Here is a 17,872-nt window from a genome sequence, read left to right on the forward strand (position 1 = left end):
GACTCCTTATTTCGTTATTTCGCGCTAAAAAGGCGCTTATTATTGGTAGAGCGAACGTTTGTTTTCCCAATCTGATTGAGTGCATGCAGTGACAGCAATACACCGACTGATAGCCACAATAGCCATTGGTGTCCGTACTGCGTGTAAAGGGTTTGGCGCGCCTGAAGTGGTACAACGACATCCAACACCTGCGTTCTTTGATTCGTAACTTGAGAAAGCACATCGCCATTAGGTGCGATAAGCGAAGTAAAGCCCTGATTGGTCGGATAAATAATCGACTTTCCAACTTCAGCCGCTCTAACCTGCGTCAATTTGAGTAGAAACTGCTTTACCCAAGGGGTTTGTGTCCATTCCACATCACTCAGTAAAATCGCGACATTACCGGACTGTAATTTAGAGGCGAACACATCGGAATAGAGCGCCTCGTAGCATACGGCTAACACCGCTTTGAGTGGCCCAATATTATGGACGTTGCTTGTATTGGGGACGACTTGAATATCGCCACCTCTTGACAACGTCACGCGCTCCATCCAATCAATAAACCAAGCGGGGCGATACTCACCAAAAGGCACCAAACGCTGCTTATAGTAAATAGGGGCAAGCTCATCGTTTCGGTAAATCACGTTTTGCAAATGTTGGCCATTTCTCGCTTGCCCACCCCAAACCGCTGCCACGTGTTTATCGTCAAGCTTTTGTAGACTATCCTGAACAAAAGGGGCAATTTCTCGATACGGCATGGACATCGAAGATTCAGGCCATACGACAATGTCGGCCCTTGGTGCTTGCAACGAAAGTGATGCATATCTCTGAACGCGTTCAATGACCTCATTTTTTGACAGCTTGTGTGTACCGCTGAAATTTCCATGAATGAGTCGAACCTTCGCCTGCTCAGATGTGAGGTAGAAGTTATTGACCGCTTCAATCCCTTTGTCGAAAGCAACGATAGTTAAAATACTTACTGCTAATAAACTTAAAGAACGGAGCGGTGGCGTTCGATTAATAAGAAGATAAACAAGCAGACTTGCAACGACATAAACGAAGAAGCTACCTCCAAAGGCTCCGATAACACTGAGCCAACCCGACAAACCGGCATCTAGGAATAGGAAACCGGGGTGTAACCATGAAAAAGAAAAACTGGTGAGTTCGCGTACGATATCGATAGATACCAAAACGAAAGGAAGTGCCACTAATGTACTGCTGCGCGAAAGCGTTAGGATCAAGAGAGGAACAATCAAAAAACTCAGTGATAATATAAAGATAAGTAAGGGCCAAAGACCCCAGCGTATCCAACTGGCGTCACCGTACTCATCAGCGAGGTAACCATTTACCCAAAACAACGAGGTAACATAATACCCAAGTCCAAATAACATCCATAAGGCGAATCGAGCGCCTTTTGTTTTGAGCTGAACATGCACAAAGAAAAGAACAGCAAAACTAATCAGTGCTATTCCTAAACTTATTAATTCAAAGCGATAAGACATTGCATGAGCAACGCCTGCGACTATCCCTAACCACCACATACATCATTCTTTTTAATAATATAACCACAACAATTGGGTGGCATTATTAACATATGCAACAGATGATTTAGAGTGCATTTTTTAATCAAAACCAAGAAACGGAATTAGCGTCTCATTTCTAAGAATTCAACTCACTACTAAATTAGAATAGCCTAATTTCATTGCCCCCCCGTCTAACAATGCATACAACTCGTTAGTATCAGAAATTTCAATGAAACGCATGGATTTGCGATAGAGTAAAAGATCTAAGGTGATATTCTTGAAAAGTTGCGCAATTTCAAAGCAAAAACTTTCTTGATTATTCTATCAGGATTGCTTTGGGCATTTTTCAGCGTATGCAAGAAAGAAATGTGAGGCTGAGTAGATCTGACTCTAGTTGACTAAGTTCCCATTAGGCGAAAGTTTCAAAAAACGTTACTGAAGGTTGAAAATATAAACCTGTCCGAAGACAACTAAGCTTTGGCAATAAACGTTTAGAGATTATTAGCATTAAGTGACTTCTACCCGAAGCGGCCTTAGTAACATAAAAAATCACTTTTACTGCATCACCCCTATTGTCGTCACATGAGCTACATTTGGGCAAATTATGGTAATTCACGAACAATAACATTTTGTCCGAAACCAATAATGGGGCAAAACCAATTTAGAACAATCTGTCAGTTCCAATCCCACCACGGAAACAAAACTGGCAGATTGTCATCAGATTAAAATCACAACGAAACCGTATTACTCCAGCGGCAACTGAAAGGTACTTTTGATCTCTTTAACCGAGACATTCGATTGAATCGAGCTAACCCCTTTAACTCGGCGCATTGAACTGATGCGATCGAAGTATTCATCCAGATCTTTAGCGACGACTTGAACGATGTAATCTGCGCCACCAGCAATGCAGTGGCACATTTGGATCCAGCCAGCTTCAGCAACAAAATCTTCAAACGGCTCGGTGTTTTCCACCTCATGGCTGCCTAAAGTCACTAAGGTAAAACCGGACACCTGATAACCCATCTTCTTGCGATTGAGCTTGGCTTGGTAGCCCTCAATGTAGCCCTCTTCTTCCATTTTCTTCCAACGGCGCCAGCAAGGGGTTTCGCTCAAGTTAACCTTTTCGGCCAGCTTACTATTGCTGATCCTGCCATCTTCTTGGATGTGTCGCAAAATGGTTAAATCAGTGTCATCTAGAACATTATTGGTGGATTCTTTCTGTTTCATACTGTTATTAGAAATAGTCTGCTCAAAGTTGTTTTAACTTTAACTCATTTAGCAATTTTATTCCTAGTCGATTCGATAGACTGATCCCACATCAAAATAATAACTATCTGAGGAAGAGTTAATGAGTGCTCAAATCATGACGGCTTTTATGCTATTCGCCGTTTCGATATCGATTGTTCCTGGTGCAGGAAACATTGCCCTACTTGGGCTTTCTAGCCGCTACGGGTTCAATGCCACCATCCCATTTATGCTTGGTTGCACAGTTGGTGTGATCATGTTGTTAGTCGGGGCAAGTGTGGGCTTAGTGGGGCTGTTTAGCCTTTATCCTGAGCTTTACACGGTGATGAAATGGTTAGGGGCAGCCTACCTGCTCTACATGGCATGGGGTATCGCTAATTCTACGTTGGATACCAACACCACAGTCAAGAAGTCTGGTTTTGCCTCAGGGGTACTGGTTCAGATTCTAAACCCTAAAAGTTGGGTCGCGTCGCTGACGGTTTTCGCTCAATTTATCTCGCCTAATGAAAGCTATTTGCCGCAAGCAGTCATCATAATCTGCGGTATGGTCATTACTGGGGTCATTGGTATGGCGATTTGGGCCTACTTCGGCACTATGCTCAACCAACTTATCCAATCGCCGAAAAAACTCGCTATCGTCAATCGTTGCTTTGGCGGCAGCCTCGCTCTAGTGGCTTTATTTGTCTTGTCTCAACCGAGCGTGATTTAAAATATAAAAGCCCTAGTTGCGTTGCACACTAGGGCTTTGGTCATTAATGAGGAAATCAATTAATAGAGTTCTTCAAATTCTTCGATGCGTTCTTTACCGCGTAGCAGCAAGAAATTCAAAAACCTAGATGTGGATGTCGAAATGATTTTTTCTTCTTCAACACCGTGCTTTTCTAATAGCGCTTTTGCTAAATCTAGGCGAGCAATCTCTTCACAAAAGTGGGCATCAGAGCCTGTGGTAAAAAAGACCCCGACCTCTTTACCTATTTCCACAATTTTCGAGCAATGAATATCGCTTCCTTTACGGCTTTTCCCCGTCAGAGAAGTATTGTTTACTTCAATTGCGACGTTGTATTCCCTTGCCCACTCCATCACGGCTTTAATATCGAATGGATAGTTAGGGTTACCTAAGTGACCTAACACATCCACCTTGCCACTCTTAATCACATTGATTAACGCTTGCGTGTGCTCAGCTTCCGTAGAGGGAGGAAAAACAGGCTCATGAAAACTCGCAATCACCCAATCTAGGTGCTGGTAAGATGAAGGAGGAAGATCGAGCTCTCCGTCAATGTTCTTCGTATTCGCTTCGCAGCCGCGCAAAATGCCGACATCATGAAGAAAGCGCGGCAAGACTCTTTGGTTGTTGAAAAACCAGTAGTGGGGAGCGCCGGGCATTTCCGGGGCATGGTCCGTTGTACAAAGCAGCTTTAGCCCCTTCGCTTTGGAGGCTTGTGCATTTTCAATTATGGTGCTGTAAGCATGCCCGCTGGCAATCGTATGGGTATGACTATCGACAACGATTTCCATCGTGCCTCCAAATTAAGTAAGTTAGTTTCGAGCTCTCTATTTTAATCCATCTATAGGGTTAGATCTGCAGCAATATTATTGTTTACGATAAACAAAAGCCCTGCTCAATGAGAAGGGCTTCCACTCGTAGTATTTAAGCTATTATGCCCAGAACGTCAGGGCAATAAACGTTAGAGCACCGATACAGGCTAGGTTCAAGATGATACCGACACGCATCATCTCACTTTGTTTGATGTGGCCCGAGCCAAACACAATCGCATTTGGTGGTGTGGCCACTGGTAGCATGAAGGCACAAGACGCCGCCACAGCAATCAGTACCGATAAGATCACTGGCGACATACCAAAGGCTTCAGCGACACTGGCAAATACCGGGATAAGTAGCGCGGCACTGGCGGTGTTACTGGCAAACTCAGTTAAGAACACCACGAAGATAGCAATTACTGCGATAATGAAGAAGATGCCAAGGTGGGCAATCATTTCACTCAACGCGTTGGCAAGAAATACACTAGTTCCAGTCGCTTTAAGTACGTTACTTAAACAGATACCACCACCGAATAGGAGTAATACGCCCCAGTCTGCGGTCTTCTCAATATCTTTCCAGTGCACGACTCGCGCAAAGTTCACGGCGACAATCGCACCAAGCGCGACAACGGTATCAAACTTAGCGTAACCACCAAGCATCGCATTAATCGGCTTACTGAAGATCCAAAGGCAGACTGTGGTAGCAAAAATCGCCAAGGTGACAACTTTACCTTTATCCCAATCTATCGCTTCATGGTTAAGCTCAAACTGGCCACTTAAGTTAGGTTTTAAGACAAAGAACAGCACTAATAGCGCAACAGGCAGTAGCACAATCGCGGTTGGCAGGCCAAAGCTCATCCACTCAGTAAAGGTTAAGCCTACTTCAGCAGCCGCAATCGCGTTCGGTGGGCTGCCGACAATCGTCGCAATACCACCGATACTGGCACTGTAAGCAATGCCCAGTAGAACAAACACGTAAGTTTTGTGGCCGCTTTCAGAGTTCACTTTACTTAGAACGCCCAAAACCAACGGCAGCATCATTGCCGTGGTTGCGGTATTACTGATCCACATTGATAACGCCGCAGTCACACCAAACAGCATAAACACCGCCACACTCATCTTGCCCTTGGCAATGATCAGTACTTTATCAGCGATGACTTTATCTAGCCCCTGTCTGTGCATTGCAGCAGCCAGAGCAAAGCCGCCTAAGAAAAGGAAGATGATGGAGTTAGCAAAGTTATTGAGGGCTGTTTGAGTATCAAAGACACCAAATAGCACCGCCATAATTGGCACTAGGATAGCCGTCACGGTGACGTGCAGAGCTTCAGTAAGCCACAAGATAGCGACAAAGGTCAGCATACAGATCCCCAAGACAACTTGAGGATCAAAAGGTAGGGTGAAGTACATAACCGCAAACAGAGCGATATCAGCAAGGATAATCATACTGTTGCGGTTAAAAAACCATTCTCGGGTATTGTTGGGTAAAGGGACACTATCATTTCTATTCATTATTATATTTCCTATTGAGGGCCTAGTGGCATAGCAAATGATCCCACACAAGCACGCTAAAGAAATATTTTTTATTGCGAATTTGTTAACCACATCATAAACGCGGTTATAATTGTTAAGCTAATGAATAATCTAGATAAGTTTCCTTTGTCATTTCGATTAATTTGCAATCAATTCATCGAAACTTTGCATGACTTCCGAGCACTTCATTACTCGCCCATGCCCTTGTCCTTGAGTCACCACGAGCTTCACTTTATCCATCTCGCTCGCCGCGCGCTCAGACACGGAGAACTTGGCAAACTTATCCCCTTCATCATGAACAATAATAGTCGCTGCAGTGCGAAGTTTGAGTTTATTGTATGGATCAACCGATTGGATTGGGTAGCGATACTGCTCTTCAATCTCGGAAACAACCGCATTGAACAGCTTCATCGAATACCCAGAACGAGCAACACTACCAAACAAGTTCTCAAGATAATCCAATACAGGTGCGATCAATAGGAAAGGCTTGCCGACGAGTTTCTGGTGATGACACTCAATCGATGACGCAGACCCCATGCTGTGAGCGACCAAACCTGCCACTTCATCGGCGCTGTCTAGAATCGCTTCTAAGCCATGAACAAATGCTGGGATATGGCCATAGACGCCACCACTTTGCCCATGCCCAGGGTGATCGTAAGCCAGTGCTGTAAAGCCTTTGCTGGCGATATGCTGCATCAATGGATAGAACTGACTCGCACTGCCCGACCAACCGTGTGCCAATACCCAAACAGGACCAGAACCAAGTGCATAGGTTTTAAGCGTGCCTTCTTTGGATTGAACTTCTCCTTTGACCAAACCTGTCGGCTCAGCATTCTTTGGCTTGGCCCGAGCCGGAGTCAGTAACAGTTTGCGTGCAGTCTTTTCTGCATGCTTTGGCGCAATCGTGTGGTGCAGTCGAGTTGATATATTAATCAAGCTCTTCTTTACACTGAATTTTTGCGAAGTATTAAAGTAAATCTTCTCACTCATGGTTCTTTCCTTTTGGGCTCGATCTGCTCTCACTAAAAAATCGAACGACCGTGCTATTTTTATTTAAATAATAAGCCAAACTCAAGCTTGGCTTAGTAAAATTCTATTGTTTCCAACTGGCTATCTGACGCTTCACACCTTGCCAGAAATGCTCATAACTCGCTTGCTCACCATGAATGGAATAAAACAGGTGAGCACTTAAATACAGGCCGTATAACTCGAAGATAGCCTGTTTCGGATCGAGGTCAGCACGAAATTCACCGTTCTCTACCCCTTTTGCCACTTGAATGGTCAAATAACCAATCCAAGTCTCAATGGTTTTTTTCAGTACCACTTGAGTTGGCGGTGTTTCTGCGCCAGTTTCTTTCCAAGCATCAAGGAACATACAGCTGCCTTGGAAAGAGTGGTTCCAACCTAGCCAGTTATCGAGCAATGTCGTTAACTTCTGCTCAATCGAGATTGATGTATTCAACCTCGCAGGCGCTATCACTCGTTCAGTAAAAATCTGGTTAGCGTGCTCCAATACCGAGATTTGCAAGTTATCCTTAGAGTTAAAGTGCGCAAACAAACCACTTTTAGACATCTCACACTGCTTGGCTAATTCACCAATCGTTAGGCTTTCTAACCCATTAACACTGGCTAACTCGAATGCCTTATTTAAGATGTTTTCTCGGGTGACTTTGCCTTTACTCATACAGCTCTCTCATTGATAACATAACTATTTTTAGCACACTCGTACTTTTTTGCAATCATTGCTTTTGTCGAAGAGCGATTTGTCGAGTGCAGAAATGTAAATATTGTTGCTGTATGACGTGCCTCTCAAACTGAGCAAAATGCCTTCTTTACTGACTAAGAAGTTGATTTTTAGTGGCAATGTAGAAAGTAAAAGCTGCTATACCTGCCCTACTTTTATTTATTTTATTTGTCGTTATGGAAAGTAAGAAAATTGCGAGCATTGAGCTCGGCCGAGTCGTCGCAATATTGGCGATCGTTGCAATGCACTGCCAAATGTTCCTCAGCTATTGGCAATTCAACGAACTACCTTGGGTTGGGTATATTTTTAACCAAACTACCCGCTTCGCTGTACCCTTGTTCTTCCTCATTTCAGGCTATTTGATTCAACCTAAGCTTGTTGATGCGCCTATTGAAACACTCAAACGTTATGTCTCTCCTCTGTTCCGAGTTTTCATCGTCTGGAGCATCATCTGCTTAGCCATGCCGTTTAATTTAGGCACAGTGGCTGAGTCTGGCTACCTTGCCGAGCGCCAAGGCTATTGGGGTTACTTGATGCAAATGCCGCTCAACACTTTGTTTGAAGGCGGCTTGGTTCATTTATGGTTTATCCCTGCTTTGATGTGCGCTGCCGCAATTACCGCGCTTCTCGCCAAGCTAAACAAACTTGATCTGCTGATCCCGCTTGCCTTTTCGCTTTACGTCTACGGCGTTTTAGCCGGCAGTTACCAAGGTTTAACAGAATTCTGGGCACCGATATTTACTCGTAACGGTCCGTTCTTTAGCACACTGTTGTTTGCTATTGGTTTTACGATTCGCCAGCTAAACATTCAAGCAACGGCGAAACAGGCATTGACGTTAGCCCTGCTTGGCTTCGCGATGCATTTCACCGAAGCTTTGCTACTCAACCAACATGAACAACCTTTTAATGCCAATGACTTCTTGTTTGGTACGGTGCTATGGGGCACGGGCTGTTTTATGTGGTTGCTAGCAAAACCAACACTAGGACAAGGCGGCTGGCTAGATCGTCAATCTAAGTATGTCTTACCTTTGTACGTCGCCCATTTGCCTATCATTATCGTGATGATGAATGTCACTGGCATCTATCAAATCACTGGATTTGCTAAGGATATGACGGTGCTCGCTGGCGCGATCATCGGCACATTCCTACTGATTAAACTCCTTGAGAAAACGCCGCTCTATCGTTGGCTGTTTAGGTAACTCCTACAAAAAAGCGATGGCTAAAAACCATCGCTTTTTCATTATTCTGGTCTTCGAGCTAAGTCCCGCGCCAAAATTAACGCTAAGCCAAATACCTGCAGAAACAGACCAATATTCTTATACCAAGCTATCTTTTCGTTCAGAGTGACCATCTTCTCACTGAGGGTAATATTGTTTAGGTAATGTTCATCGATTTGGTTGCGATAACTCTGCTGGGCCTGATTTATCAGCATCATCACCTCAGGTAGTGTGCTTGGGCTTATTGTCGGTACAGGCTCACTGACCCAATCACTTAGCTGGCCTTGTAACATTTCACCTATCTTGCCTGTGATAGCCTTGCCACCCCTTTGACTAAGATGAAGTAACACCATTTCACGCTTACGCTCTAAGGTTTCTACGCTGTTCCACGCCAATTGAATCGAATAGATATTGTCGTCCTTTTGCTCCGACAATGCGGCAATATCACCGCTTAAACGATCCAATACGATACTCGACATCAGCAGTGCCAATACATTGAGTATCAGTCCTGTTAATACCAGTAACCATGCCGGAGGAGCAGCGAGCTTCATCACCAGAGCCTATCGAAGGGTAAATAGACAATGTTGAGCACAACCAGTGCCGCCATCACTGCAAAGGTTAATTTCATGCCTGAGACTCGCCCTTTCAGTCCGTCAGCTAAGATCCCTTTCGCATGTAAAACTCGCCCTACTACAAACGCAATACCAGATAGGTGAATCATCCAGAGCTGTGCACCATTATGTTCGAGCAGCGCCATCAATATCAGGGTTATCGGCACATAATCGACTGCATTGCTGTGGGCACTTCGTGCGATGGTTAATGCATCAACACCGCCATCGGCATATTTCACCTGTGCTTTTCTACGTTGTTTGATCACTTGAATCGACAACCAAATCATCAGAGCTGCCAAAATTGCCGCATAAAGCGCAGTTACCATTGTTCTTCTCCGTATGTATCAGATAACTAAGACCTTATCAGTGTAGGTAATCTTTCATCGATACCAAGTCTCAAATAGCAAAAAGCCCCGAAAATTCGCGAGGCTTGATTATAATCTCAATTAATTAACAGCAGTTTGTGCCACAGCCGTTGTTTGGCTTGCAGTCTTCACCTTTACCAAGGAAGGTTTGCTCTGACAGGTAGAAACCGGTAAATGCCGCTTCAAAGTCTTCCGCGACGGTTTTCTCTACTAGGCCAGTTTCCATAAGCTGCTGTTGCCACGCTTGAACTTTAGGAAAGCCATCAAGCATATCAAAACAAGTGTGCGCTTTGATGATGTGAGCGCGGTGCAGCAAAGGTAACCACGCCATATCAACGTTGCTAAGTTGCTCGCCTTTAAAGAATGGACCTGCCACTTGCTTTTCTACCTTAGCGAATGCTTTTGCAAGGTTAGCAACCTTTTCAGTCAGCGTTACTTTGTCACTGCTGCGCATAGTGCCACATTGCGCCAAGTAATGTTTAGAACCTAAGTAGCTCCATGCACGGTCGAGTGCGCGCTGCTCGTTAGTCACGCCTTGTTCTAGTGGACTAAACTCATCTTCGATGTATTCAATAATCGCATCAGACTCAAACAATGCCGTGCCCGTTTCAGTCACAAGCAGCGGTACTTGACCATTTGGTGAAATATCTAAGAACCATTGAGGTTTATCACTTAGGCTGATGTATTCAATCTCGTATGGGATCTTCTTCGCTTCTAACGCCGCCGTTACGCGTTGAACAAATGGACAAATTTTAAAGCTGATAATCTTAATCATGTTACTACTCTTCTCATTTAGGGAGGATGCCTGTTTTGCATCACTTACACCCTTAAGACGGGTAGATTTTTTAAAAGACGACGATCAGACGAATTTTTTTGAAATTATTTTCAGCAGTTACCGCAACCAACTGATTTTACTTCACAATCAATCACGCTACCGTTTTTATCTAATTGTAAAGTACAGCACTCTTCAAACAGTTTTCTTAGCTCAACGCGGCCTTTTTGAACCCGAGACTTCAGCGTCGAGTAGCTCAACCCGACTTTCTCAGCCAGTTGCTTTTGACTAGTTCCTTTCAGGTCCACCTCGGACAGTAAGGTCGCTTGATCTTGGGGCAAAGCATCAACAAATGGCTGAATACATTTGGCCATCTCTTGCTCGATCAGGTCTTCTTGCTGTTCAAACCATAAATCTTCGGCTTGTATATCACCATCGCGTTGCTGGCGAGCACGCTTGCGATAGAAATCGATAATAGTGCGATTGGCCAGTTGGAATAGCCAAGACTTAACACTATCTGCATCTTTGATCGTGTGAAGGCTCTGGTGTGTTTTAATGAGGATTTCTTGTTGTAAATCATCAACATCATCAGGGTTGCTGACTTTAGAGTGCAAGAATTTCTTGAGTCCCTGCTGATACTGCCCCCAGACCTGCTCTAAATTAAGGGAGGAATTAACAGCGCTCATCAGCACAACACTCATCTTGTAGGAAACCAATTACCCCTTCGAGGCATTGATACTCAGCGACACAAAATAGTGTGCGACCTTCTCGGCGCTGACTCAATAAACCCGCCGATGCCAAGCTAGAAATATGGTGAGAGAGCGTCGAACCGGGAATACCCAGCGATTCTTGTAGACTCCCGACTGCGATACCTTGATATCCCGCCTTTACTACTGACTTGTAAATCGAAAGACGTGTAGGGTGGCCTAGCTCTTTGAGCGCTTTAGCAACAACTTCAAGTTCCATCAGAAACTCCATAGCAAATAATATATTTCCAAAATAATCGAAATATACCTTGTTTGCAAATAGATCGCGCGATTAATGATTAAGATCGAGGATAGCTGACCACTAAGGTTTCTGGAATGATTTTGATACTTGTAAAATAAATCGGATCAGCAACAACTTAGATTCTTTGTCTAACAAACGTACGGCTGAGACAAGGTCATCCGATTCAATTTTCCTGATCGAGAGCTCATCCATTGCGACATCTAAGTGAGTCATGCCTAACGAACGTAAGATAGAGCGGTATTGTGACAACTTAAGGTCTGACTCCCCTCTTTCGATTCGCTGATACGTTTTGGTACTCATACCAGCAAGCTTCGCGACTTTTTCTTGTGATAGCCCTGCCTGCTTTCGTCGTTCCATGATCACGGTAATGATAGGATCCATGAGCTCCCTCCTTGAGACAACTGGACTCATTTGTCCTATTTGGAGCAATAACTGGACCATATTTTCCGCACTACATTTACCCCAAACGGGTAGCTCAATAGAATCAAACCTATACAGACATTTACCTAGCCAATCGTTTACTCAAGGATAAGAATGCGCTATTCACTCAGCGCAGATTGCAAAGTTCATACTCGCAATTTGCAAAAGTTGATCACAATTGACAGCGATAAGCAGGGGAAACTGACTCGTCCCTTGTCAGCTAATGCTATGAAGGCTTTGTACCAAACTCAACAGCGCTTGATGACCTACAAAGAGCTCAAGCTGCATGAAGAGATGATCGCCTTAAGTGAAATCGAGAGCATTCTGATCAATATGTCTGAACCTGAAAGAGAGATCGCCTTATGCGGGGTAATCTGTATCGATTTCCATATTCGATTAATTGACGCTTGGTTAGAACAGCACACCACTTTCGCATAGCCTTATAAAGTTTGCTTGTTGCACGCTTTTTCTTTTACGAGCTAAACCTCCTCTCTTATTTTTAAAAGTAATTAACCTAATAATCAAACACTTATAATTTATTTCGACAATTATCGAAATAAACATTGATCTTCACGATTATATTTCTATAATTCGAGAAAAGTAGAAATGAATTTGAACAACTCAGATTCATTCATTAGCGAATTTGGAGTTACATTATGAACACAGGTTTCCCAAGCAACGAGTTAGTCACCATGGCAACTGAGGCGCTCAATATGTTTGCCTTTCTTGCCACTGAACTGATTATTTTATTTCTCGCGATCAGCTATATCGTTGGGGTTCTGCAAGAGTTTCTAACACCGCAAAAGATCCAATCGATCCTAAGCTCACGCAATGGTAAAGGTTACGTTGTTGCTGCCCTACTCGGTGCGATCACCCCTTTCTGTTCATGCTCAACCATTCCTTTCTTAAAAGGTTTGCTGCGTGCAAGAGCTGGCTTTGGTCCGATGATGGTGTTCCTATTTGGTAGTCCATTGCTTAACCCAGTTATCATTGGCCTGTTTGTCATCACCTTCGGTTGGAAAGTCGCGCTATTCTACTTCTTAGTCGCGATGACAGTATCTGTAGTCGCTGGTTACACGTTAGAAAAACTGGGCTTTGAGCGTTATGTAAAACCAGAAGCTTATCAAGCAGCAGAAGCGTCAAGTTGTGGCACTAGCTGTGGCGACACTAAACCAGCGCCAAAGAAAGAGTCATCATGTGCAGCTTCTAGCTGTAGTGAACCCGCTCCAGCAATGGCAAAAGTTAGCGCGTCGAACACAGATTCATGCTGTGGCAGCAAAGAAGAACCGAAAGTTGAAGTCAGCTGCTGTGGTTCAGACGGCGCGGCAACCGCTACCACCGTTGAAAAGAGCGAGCCAAGCCGCTGGGTAAGAATTTGGCACTCAACATGGAAAGACTTTAAACAAGTGTTCCCATACTTGATGCTAGGTATTGCGATTGGTTCATTTATTTACGGATTTATCCCAACAGAGTTGATTGCTGAATACGCAGGTGCAGGCAAATGGTACGCGATCCCAGTTGCAGCCATCATCGGTATTCCATTGTACATTCGCGCTGAAGCGGTGATTCCATTAAGCGCTGCATTAGTACAAAAAGGTATGGCACTTGGTTCTGTGATGGCATTAATCATCGGTAGTGCTGGGGCAAGTCTAACCGAGGTAATTTTGCTCAAGTCTATCTTTAAGAACCAGATGATTGCGGCTTTCCTTACCGTCATCCTAGGTATGGCAATCGGTGCAGGCTTCCTTTACAGCTTTATCTTTGGTTAATCCCACAAGATATTAGGTTAACCGCATCAACGTTAAAAGCCCTTTTTGAAGGGCTTTTATTACATCTAAGTAATAGTAATTCACGATTCTAATTATTATCAACACAGCCTAAATAATCGATAATGCTCTCCTAGTCATTCATTCACTTTGGAGACCATTATGGCGAATGGATTTACAAAAGATGGTGGCGTTCAAGACCAAATCGATGCCACTGTTATTGATGCAATTAACCGCGCTCGTGCGCACCTTCACCACGAACTTAACGACAGCGAATACTGCTTAGAATGCGGCGAACTGATCCCAGCAGCACGAAGAAAGATCCTTCCGGGTGTTGAGTACTGTATCGAGTGCCAAGAGAAGCAAGATGCACGCGAGAAAGCATTCAGTTCCTACAACCGTAGAGCCAGTAAAGATAGTCAATTACGGTAACAACAATGGCGAAGTCTTAGGACTTCGCCTGATATGAACATGCGCACTCATGGTACTGGCTCACCGCCAATCCAACATTCATCGTAAAAATCACTCGCCTTAAGAATCATTCACTCAGTAATTATCAGCAAATTATTTTAGAAAAAATCAATAATTCTTAGAAAAAACTGCCCCCGTTTTGAGCTCAAGTTTGTTAGGCTTGTGGAAATATTTTTTTACAACTTAAGCTGTAATTATTTTCAGGTAAGGTATTTTCTTTTGAATATGAAGTTATTTGGCAGTTCCTTGATTTTAGCAGGAACCGCTCTTGGGGCAGGCATGCTTGCTATCCCCATGGTATTGGCCCAATTTGGTTTTATCGTCAGTTCCGTTTTAATGCTGTTTATCTTTATCGGCACCACTTTCTCTGCGCTTCTTCTCGCCGAAGCTTGCAGTAAAACGAAACAAAGCAACAGTATGAGCAGTGTGGCGTATCTAACCCTAGGTAAAGCAGGTCAGCACTTCATTAATATCTTGTTCTACCTACTGCTCGTTTGTATGTCGATTGCTTACATCCTTGGCATTGGTGATATCCTCAACAAACTGCTGAGTGATGTAGGTATCTCGGTCTCTACCACGACCTGCTACACCCTGTTTAGTTTGTTGATGGGTGTAATTGTTGTGGCAGGCAAGGGGCATATTGATCGCCTTAACCGTGGCTTATTCTTAATGATGGTCGCGATGCTGTTTATCGTCATTTTCTCGCTACTCAATAACATCAATCTCGATTACATCACCCAAGACTCAGAATACTCAGTCAACGATATCGTAAAATACAGCGCGATTATCTTTACCAGTTTCGCGTCTATGGTGGTGATCCCGTCCTTGATTGATTACAACCGTGAAGCCAGCCAAAAAGAAATCAGAAACATGATTTTGCTCGGCTCACTGATCCCGCTATTCTGTTACCTAGTATGGTTGTTTGCCATTATTGGTAACCTTGGTACAGAGGCCATCAGCCGCTTCCATAATATCTCTGAGCTGATTAACGCCTTCAGTGACTCGCAATCTATGATCAAGACGATTGTGGCAATCTTCTCTGCGCTTGCGCTTGTGACCTCTTTCCTTGGTGTTTCTATGGCGCTTTACGACCAAAACCAAGATGCGATTACTACAAATAAGCCAGCCGCTTACTTGCTGACGTTTGTACTACCACTGGCTTTGGCAAGTCTGTTCTCAAACCAGTTCGTTAGCATGCTCGACTACGCCGGAATGGTATTAGTGTTCTTAGCGATTTGGGGACCACTCATGATGGTGAAAAAGGTACGTCGACCAGATTTCCCTGACCTGTGTTTAGAGACCTCTTATACCGCAGGCGGTGGCAGCTTGGCACTCAATGTCACTTTCTTGTTTGGCGCCTTGATCTTTGTCTCTTGGTTTATGAGTTAACCTTAACCTATACGCACGAAGTAAAGTACACCGATAGCAAATAGCAAAAGCCGCCCGAAAAGGCGGCTTTTTCATTGGAAGCTCAACGCTCCATTAACAGTAATAAACGCTATATCTCTGTGCCTGCCTCATCATCTTCGACAATACTAGTCTCCAACGCTGCTTCGTCTAACCACTGTTGCAAAGACTCACTCGACAATACTTTTTGCTGGTAGGCACTGGCCGCTGCAGAGAGCTCAATCCTATAGGTCTGAAAGCGTAAGGCAACTGGTGCATACATCGCGTCGACAATCGACCATTCTCCAAACAACCACTCATCCGGGTATTTAGAGGCTTGCTCCGACCATATTGCGTCAATACGCGCAATGTCTTTCAAGGCACCTGAGCTGAGTTCTATTGTTCGGCGCGCACGAATATTCATCGGAAGCTCATTTCGTAAGTCGAAAAAGCCAGAATGCATTTCAGCCGCAATTGCGCGTGCTTTTGCGCGTTGCTTGATGTCACTTGGCCACGCCTTTCCGTTGAGGTATTGGTCATTGATGTACTCTAAGATCGCCAGTGAATCCCACACTGTGACTCCACTATCCAGCAGGGTTGGAACTTTCGCCGTTGGTGAGATGGGCGCTAGAGTATCGTAGAACTGCTTGGTTCCTAGTCCCAGCTTTACGATCTCTACATCTATCTGATATTGCGAGAATATTAGCCACGCTCGAAGTGACCAGCTTGAATAGTTTTGGTTACCGATAAAGAGTTGCATTGATGCCTCCATGCTGTGTTTGCAATAACTGGTTAAGATATACGCAACAATATCTGATTGTTTTTAATACGACTAACAGATAGTTTTGATGGAAGACTTCAACAAAAACGATGGATCACATTAGATATGGATATCGAAGCGCTACGTAGCTTTCTGGCATTTATCGAAACAGGCAGCTTTACCCGAGCAGCCAAACAGATTAATCGAACTCAGTCTGCTTTTAGCGCTCAGATGCGTAAGTTGGAAGATGAGCTCAATGTCAGTTTGTTCGTCAAAGAAGGCAGAAATCTTGTATTGAGTGAAGCAGGCATCGCGCTGCGTTCTCACGCGGAACAGTTAGTCGGCATGCACAATAACGCGCTCAAACAAGTTAGACGATACGAAAATAAACGTCCTTTACGCTTAGGCTGTCCGGAAGATTACAATGAGAGAGTGTTACCCAAAGTCATCCGCGTGTTACAGCAGGCAGAGCCTACTTGCTCTATTCAGGTTTTTAGTGAGCCAAGTCCAAGCCTAAGAGAAAAGCTCGATAACGGTCAGTTAGATGCTGCGATTGTTACTCGCGCCGCTGGCAGCGAAGAAGGATATTTTCTCGCCAGTGATAAAGGGGTTTGGATCAGCCACCCAGAGTTCGATATTGAACAAGACGAATCCATCCCTCTCGCGTTATTTCAAAGTGATTGCCAATATCACGCAGCCGCGATTGACAGCCTAACCAAGCAAGGGACCTCACATCAACTGTTGGCTTGTTGTAATACCGCTTCCGCTCTGCGCGCTATCGTGCGTTCTAAAATGGCGATCGGAGCATTGGGCGGTATGAGTGTGAGCCAGGATTTGAAGGTGCTCGATAACATGCCTGTGCTTCCCGCCGTTGATATTGTTTTAATCACCAGTATTGAGCCTCACCCGATATTAGATAAAAGGTGTTTGGCGCAGTTACTCAATCTCGAACGCTAGCGAAGAAAACAAGACTTATTAAAACAAGGCTTATTGAAGTTTCAGATCAAAAAAAGCGCCAATCGGCGCTTTTTGTTTATTGGTACATACCAACAATTAGAATTTTTTCGGTGCGTAACCTGTCATCACTTGAAGTTTTAGCTCTTTACCCAGTTTTGTCATTGGGTGAACAACCACTAGGCCGCGTACTGATTTTTTCAGTTTGCCCATATCAGCCTGTTCTGCTTTAGTGATTTCACGAGAAAATGGCATGTCTTGCAGGCTTTTACGCTCTTTGTTCATGTCGTATTGTTGCTTGTGCTTCATTGAGTTTACTTTTTTGTTTAGCTTGTCTAGCTCATCAGTAAACTTCTTGATCATTTCGCCATCACCACGGCCTTTTGCAGCATCAAGTTTGCGATTGCAGTTATCGATACGGTTGTTCAGGTTTTGTAGTTCTTTCTTAAGGCTCATGGTCATTATCTCGTTGAAACAGAAAAGGGCGGCGAGTGTAGCACAAGGCGATTCACTGCCCTAATTATAATCCTCATTTGAGTGAAAAATGTACTCCATTTTCAATGTATAAAAAACGCCCAACCATTA

21 protein-coding genes are annotated in these 17,872 nt (G+C 44.1%); 7 read left to right on the forward strand and 14 right to left on the reverse strand.

Annotation, left to right across the window (positions count from 1 at the left end):
- Positions 1 to 14: 14 nt before the first annotated feature.
- Together lnt and ACHUFZ_RS07190 are read right to left on the reverse strand one after the other, a co-directional pair.
- Positions 15 to 1,520 (reverse strand): apolipoprotein N-acyltransferase, encoded by a 1,506-nt coding sequence (lnt, locus tag ACHUFZ_RS07185; RefSeq protein WP_394126549.1) that lies wholly within the window; start codon positions 1,518 to 1,520, stop codon positions 15 to 17.
- A 726-nt stretch (positions 1,521 to 2,246) separates the two neighbouring features.
- Positions 2,247 to 2,729 (reverse strand): Lrp/AsnC family transcriptional regulator, encoded by a 483-nt coding sequence (locus ACHUFZ_RS07190; RefSeq protein WP_394126550.1) that lies wholly within the window; start codon positions 2,727 to 2,729, stop codon positions 2,247 to 2,249.
- A 121-nt stretch (positions 2,730 to 2,850) separates the two neighbouring features.
- On the opposite strand from ACHUFZ_RS07190, the gene ACHUFZ_RS07195 reads away from it, so the two are divergent.
- On the forward strand, positions 2,851 to 3,456 hold the full coding sequence (locus ACHUFZ_RS07195; protein ID WP_394126551.1) for a LysE family translocator: 606 nt from the start codon (positions 2,851 to 2,853) through the stop codon (positions 3,454 to 3,456).
- Between the two features lie 59 nt (positions 3,457 to 3,515).
- Here the strand turns inward: ACHUFZ_RS07195 and ACHUFZ_RS07200 are convergent, their stop codons facing one another.
- The 4 genes from ACHUFZ_RS07200 to ACHUFZ_RS07215 all read right to left on the reverse strand — a co-directional run bounded on the left by ACHUFZ_RS07200 (position 3,516) and on the right by ACHUFZ_RS07215 (position 7,497).
- A complete protein-coding gene (locus ACHUFZ_RS07200) occupies positions 3,516 to 4,262 on the reverse strand; it encodes a phosphatase (protein WP_394126552.1) in 747 nt (248 codons plus the stop codon).
- Between the two features lie 141 nt (positions 4,263 to 4,403).
- Positions 4,404 to 5,792, reverse strand: coding sequence for an SLC13 family permease (locus tag ACHUFZ_RS07205; RefSeq protein ID WP_394126553.1), 1,389 nt, complete (start codon positions 5,790 to 5,792; stop codon positions 4,404 to 4,406).
- A 159-nt stretch (positions 5,793 to 5,951) separates the two neighbouring features.
- On the reverse strand, positions 5,952 to 6,803 hold the full coding sequence (locus ACHUFZ_RS07210) for an alpha/beta fold hydrolase (protein ID WP_394126554.1): 852 nt from the start codon (positions 6,801 to 6,803) through the stop codon (positions 5,952 to 5,954).
- 103 nt (positions 6,804 to 6,906) lie between these two features.
- Positions 6,907 to 7,497 (reverse strand): TetR/AcrR family transcriptional regulator, encoded by a 591-nt coding sequence (locus ACHUFZ_RS07215; protein ID WP_134835464.1) that lies wholly within the window; start codon positions 7,495 to 7,497, stop codon positions 6,907 to 6,909.
- Between the two features lie 236 nt (positions 7,498 to 7,733).
- On the opposite strand from ACHUFZ_RS07215, the gene ACHUFZ_RS07220 reads away from it, so the two are divergent.
- The gene (locus ACHUFZ_RS07220; protein WP_394126555.1) at positions 7,734 to 8,756 is read left to right on the forward strand and encodes an acyltransferase; all 1,023 of its coding nucleotides are present in this window, start codon (positions 7,734 to 7,736) and stop codon (positions 8,754 to 8,756) included.
- A 41-nt stretch (positions 8,757 to 8,797) separates the two neighbouring features.
- On the opposite strand, the gene ACHUFZ_RS07225 is transcribed toward ACHUFZ_RS07220, so the two are convergent.
- The 6 genes from ACHUFZ_RS07225 to ACHUFZ_RS07250 form a co-directional block, all read right to left on the reverse strand.
- A complete protein-coding gene (locus ACHUFZ_RS07225; protein ID WP_394126556.1) occupies positions 8,798 to 9,325 on the reverse strand; it encodes a DNA mismatch repair protein in 528 nt (175 codons plus the stop codon).
- A complete protein-coding gene (locus tag ACHUFZ_RS07230) occupies positions 9,325 to 9,711 on the reverse strand; it encodes an MAPEG family protein (RefSeq protein WP_394126557.1) in 387 nt (128 codons plus the stop codon). The genes ACHUFZ_RS07225 and ACHUFZ_RS07230 overlap by 1 nt, the downstream gene beginning before the upstream one ends.
- Positions 9,712 to 9,835: 124 nt before the next feature.
- On the reverse strand, positions 9,836 to 10,525 hold the full coding sequence (locus ACHUFZ_RS07235; protein WP_394126558.1) for a glutathione S-transferase family protein: 690 nt from the start codon (positions 10,523 to 10,525) through the stop codon (positions 9,836 to 9,838).
- Between the two features lie 110 nt (positions 10,526 to 10,635).
- Entirely contained in the window at positions 10,636 to 11,208 is a 573-nt protein-coding gene (gene sigZ, locus ACHUFZ_RS07240) for an RNA polymerase sigma factor SigZ (protein WP_394126559.1), read from the reverse strand.
- Positions 11,195 to 11,488: an ArsR/SmtB family transcription factor gene (locus ACHUFZ_RS07245; protein WP_394126560.1), complete on the reverse strand. Its 294-nt coding sequence runs from the start codon at positions 11,486 to 11,488 to the stop codon at positions 11,195 to 11,197. The genes sigZ and ACHUFZ_RS07245 overlap by 14 nt, the downstream gene beginning before the upstream one ends.
- Before the next feature lie 102 nt (positions 11,489 to 11,590).
- Positions 11,591 to 11,911 (reverse strand): helix-turn-helix transcriptional regulator, encoded by a 321-nt coding sequence (locus ACHUFZ_RS07250; RefSeq protein WP_394126561.1) that lies wholly within the window; start codon positions 11,909 to 11,911, stop codon positions 11,591 to 11,593.
- Between the two features lie 153 nt (positions 11,912 to 12,064).
- Here ACHUFZ_RS07250 and ACHUFZ_RS07255 point away from each other — a divergent pair, with 153 nt between their 5' ends.
- From ACHUFZ_RS07255 to ACHUFZ_RS07270, 4 genes are all read left to right on the forward strand, one after another.
- On the forward strand, positions 12,065 to 12,388 hold the full coding sequence (locus ACHUFZ_RS07255; RefSeq protein ID WP_394126562.1) for a hypothetical protein: 324 nt from the start codon (positions 12,065 to 12,067) through the stop codon (positions 12,386 to 12,388).
- Between the two features lie 218 nt (positions 12,389 to 12,606).
- Entirely contained in the window at positions 12,607 to 13,719 is a 1,113-nt protein-coding gene (locus ACHUFZ_RS07260; RefSeq protein ID WP_394126563.1) for a permease, read from the forward strand.
- A 159-nt stretch (positions 13,720 to 13,878) separates the two neighbouring features.
- Positions 13,879 to 14,148 (forward strand): DksA/TraR family C4-type zinc finger protein, encoded by a 270-nt coding sequence (locus ACHUFZ_RS07265; protein WP_394126564.1) that lies wholly within the window; start codon positions 13,879 to 13,881, stop codon positions 14,146 to 14,148.
- Positions 14,149 to 14,412: 264 nt separating this feature from the next.
- Positions 14,413 to 15,576 (forward strand): amino acid permease, encoded by a 1,164-nt coding sequence (locus ACHUFZ_RS07270; protein ID WP_394126915.1) that lies wholly within the window; start codon positions 14,413 to 14,415, stop codon positions 15,574 to 15,576.
- A gap of 109 nt (positions 15,577 to 15,685) precedes the next feature.
- Here the strand turns inward: ACHUFZ_RS07270 and ACHUFZ_RS07275 are convergent, their stop codons facing one another.
- On the reverse strand, positions 15,686 to 16,333 hold the full coding sequence (locus tag ACHUFZ_RS07275; RefSeq protein WP_394126565.1) for a glutathione S-transferase family protein: 648 nt from the start codon (positions 16,331 to 16,333) through the stop codon (positions 15,686 to 15,688).
- Between the two features lie 126 nt (positions 16,334 to 16,459).
- On the opposite strand from ACHUFZ_RS07275, the gene ACHUFZ_RS07280 reads away from it, so the two are divergent.
- Complete coding sequence (locus tag ACHUFZ_RS07280) at positions 16,460 to 17,290, forward strand: LysR family transcriptional regulator (protein WP_394126566.1); 831 nt, start codon at positions 16,460 to 16,462, stop codon at positions 17,288 to 17,290.
- Positions 17,291 to 17,386: 96 nt separating this feature from the next.
- Here the strand turns inward: ACHUFZ_RS07280 and ACHUFZ_RS07285 are convergent, their stop codons facing one another.
- Positions 17,387 to 17,743, reverse strand: coding sequence for a YibL family ribosome-associated protein (locus tag ACHUFZ_RS07285; protein ID WP_394126567.1), 357 nt, complete (start codon positions 17,741 to 17,743; stop codon positions 17,387 to 17,389).
- Positions 17,744 to 17,872 lie beyond the last annotated feature (129 nt).

It is taken from the genome of Vibrio hepatarius (genome assembly GCF_043642085.1).
In the GTDB taxonomy this organism is placed as follows: domain Bacteria; phylum Pseudomonadota; class Gammaproteobacteria; order Enterobacterales; family Vibrionaceae; genus Vibrio; species Vibrio hepatarius_C.

Bases quoted from the DNA above. Each gene is read 5' to 3' on its own strand.
- lnt (WP_394126549.1), bottom strand. From the start codon at position 1,520: ATGTGGTGGTTAGGGATAGTCGCAGGCGTTGCTCATGCAATGTCTTAT.
- ACHUFZ_RS07190 (WP_394126550.1), bottom strand. From the start codon at position 2,729: ATGAAACAGAAAGAATCCACCAATAATGTTCTAGATGACACTGATTTA.
- ACHUFZ_RS07195 (WP_394126551.1), top strand. From the start codon at position 2,851: ATGAGTGCTCAAATCATGACGGCTTTTATGCTATTCGCCGTTTCGATA.
- ACHUFZ_RS07200 (WP_394126552.1), bottom strand. From the start codon at position 4,262: ATGGAAATCGTTGTCGATAGTCATACCCATACGATTGCCAGCGGGCAT.
- ACHUFZ_RS07205 (WP_394126553.1), bottom strand. From the start codon at position 5,792: ATGAATAGAAATGATAGTGTCCCTTTACCCAACAATACCCGAGAATGG.
- ACHUFZ_RS07210 (WP_394126554.1), bottom strand. From the start codon at position 6,803: ATGAGTGAGAAGATTTACTTTAATACTTCGCAAAAATTCAGTGTAAAG.
- ACHUFZ_RS07215 (WP_134835464.1), bottom strand. From the start codon at position 7,497: ATGAGTAAAGGCAAAGTCACCCGAGAAAACATCTTAAATAAGGCATTC.
- ACHUFZ_RS07220 (WP_394126555.1), top strand. From the start codon at position 7,734: ATGGAAAGTAAGAAAATTGCGAGCATTGAGCTCGGCCGAGTCGTCGCA.
- ACHUFZ_RS07225 (WP_394126556.1), bottom strand. From the start codon at position 9,325: ATGAAGCTCGCTGCTCCTCCGGCATGGTTACTGGTATTAACAGGACTG.
- ACHUFZ_RS07230 (WP_394126557.1), bottom strand. From the start codon at position 9,711: ATGGTAACTGCGCTTTATGCGGCAATTTTGGCAGCTCTGATGATTTGG.
- ACHUFZ_RS07235 (WP_394126558.1), bottom strand. From the start codon at position 10,525: ATGATTAAGATTATCAGCTTTAAAATTTGTCCATTTGTTCAACGCGTA.
- sigZ (WP_394126559.1), bottom strand. From the start codon at position 11,208: ATGAGCGCTGTTAATTCCTCCCTTAATTTAGAGCAGGTCTGGGGGCAG.
- ACHUFZ_RS07245 (WP_394126560.1), bottom strand. From the start codon at position 11,488: ATGGAACTTGAAGTTGTTGCTAAAGCGCTCAAAGAGCTAGGCCACCCT.
- ACHUFZ_RS07250 (WP_394126561.1), bottom strand. From the start codon at position 11,911: ATGGATCCTATCATTACCGTGATCATGGAACGACGAAAGCAGGCAGGG.
- ACHUFZ_RS07255 (WP_394126562.1), top strand. From the start codon at position 12,065: ATGCGCTATTCACTCAGCGCAGATTGCAAAGTTCATACTCGCAATTTG.
- ACHUFZ_RS07260 (WP_394126563.1), top strand. From the start codon at position 12,607: ATGAACACAGGTTTCCCAAGCAACGAGTTAGTCACCATGGCAACTGAG.
- ACHUFZ_RS07265 (WP_394126564.1), top strand. From the start codon at position 13,879: ATGGCGAATGGATTTACAAAAGATGGTGGCGTTCAAGACCAAATCGAT.
- ACHUFZ_RS07270 (WP_394126915.1), top strand. From the start codon at position 14,413: ATGAAGTTATTTGGCAGTTCCTTGATTTTAGCAGGAACCGCTCTTGGG.
- ACHUFZ_RS07275 (WP_394126565.1), bottom strand. From the start codon at position 16,333: ATGCAACTCTTTATCGGTAACCAAAACTATTCAAGCTGGTCACTTCGA.
- ACHUFZ_RS07280 (WP_394126566.1), top strand. From the start codon at position 16,460: ATGGATATCGAAGCGCTACGTAGCTTTCTGGCATTTATCGAAACAGGC.
- ACHUFZ_RS07285 (WP_394126567.1), bottom strand. From the start codon at position 17,743: ATGAGCCTTAAGAAAGAACTACAAAACCTGAACAACCGTATCGATAAC.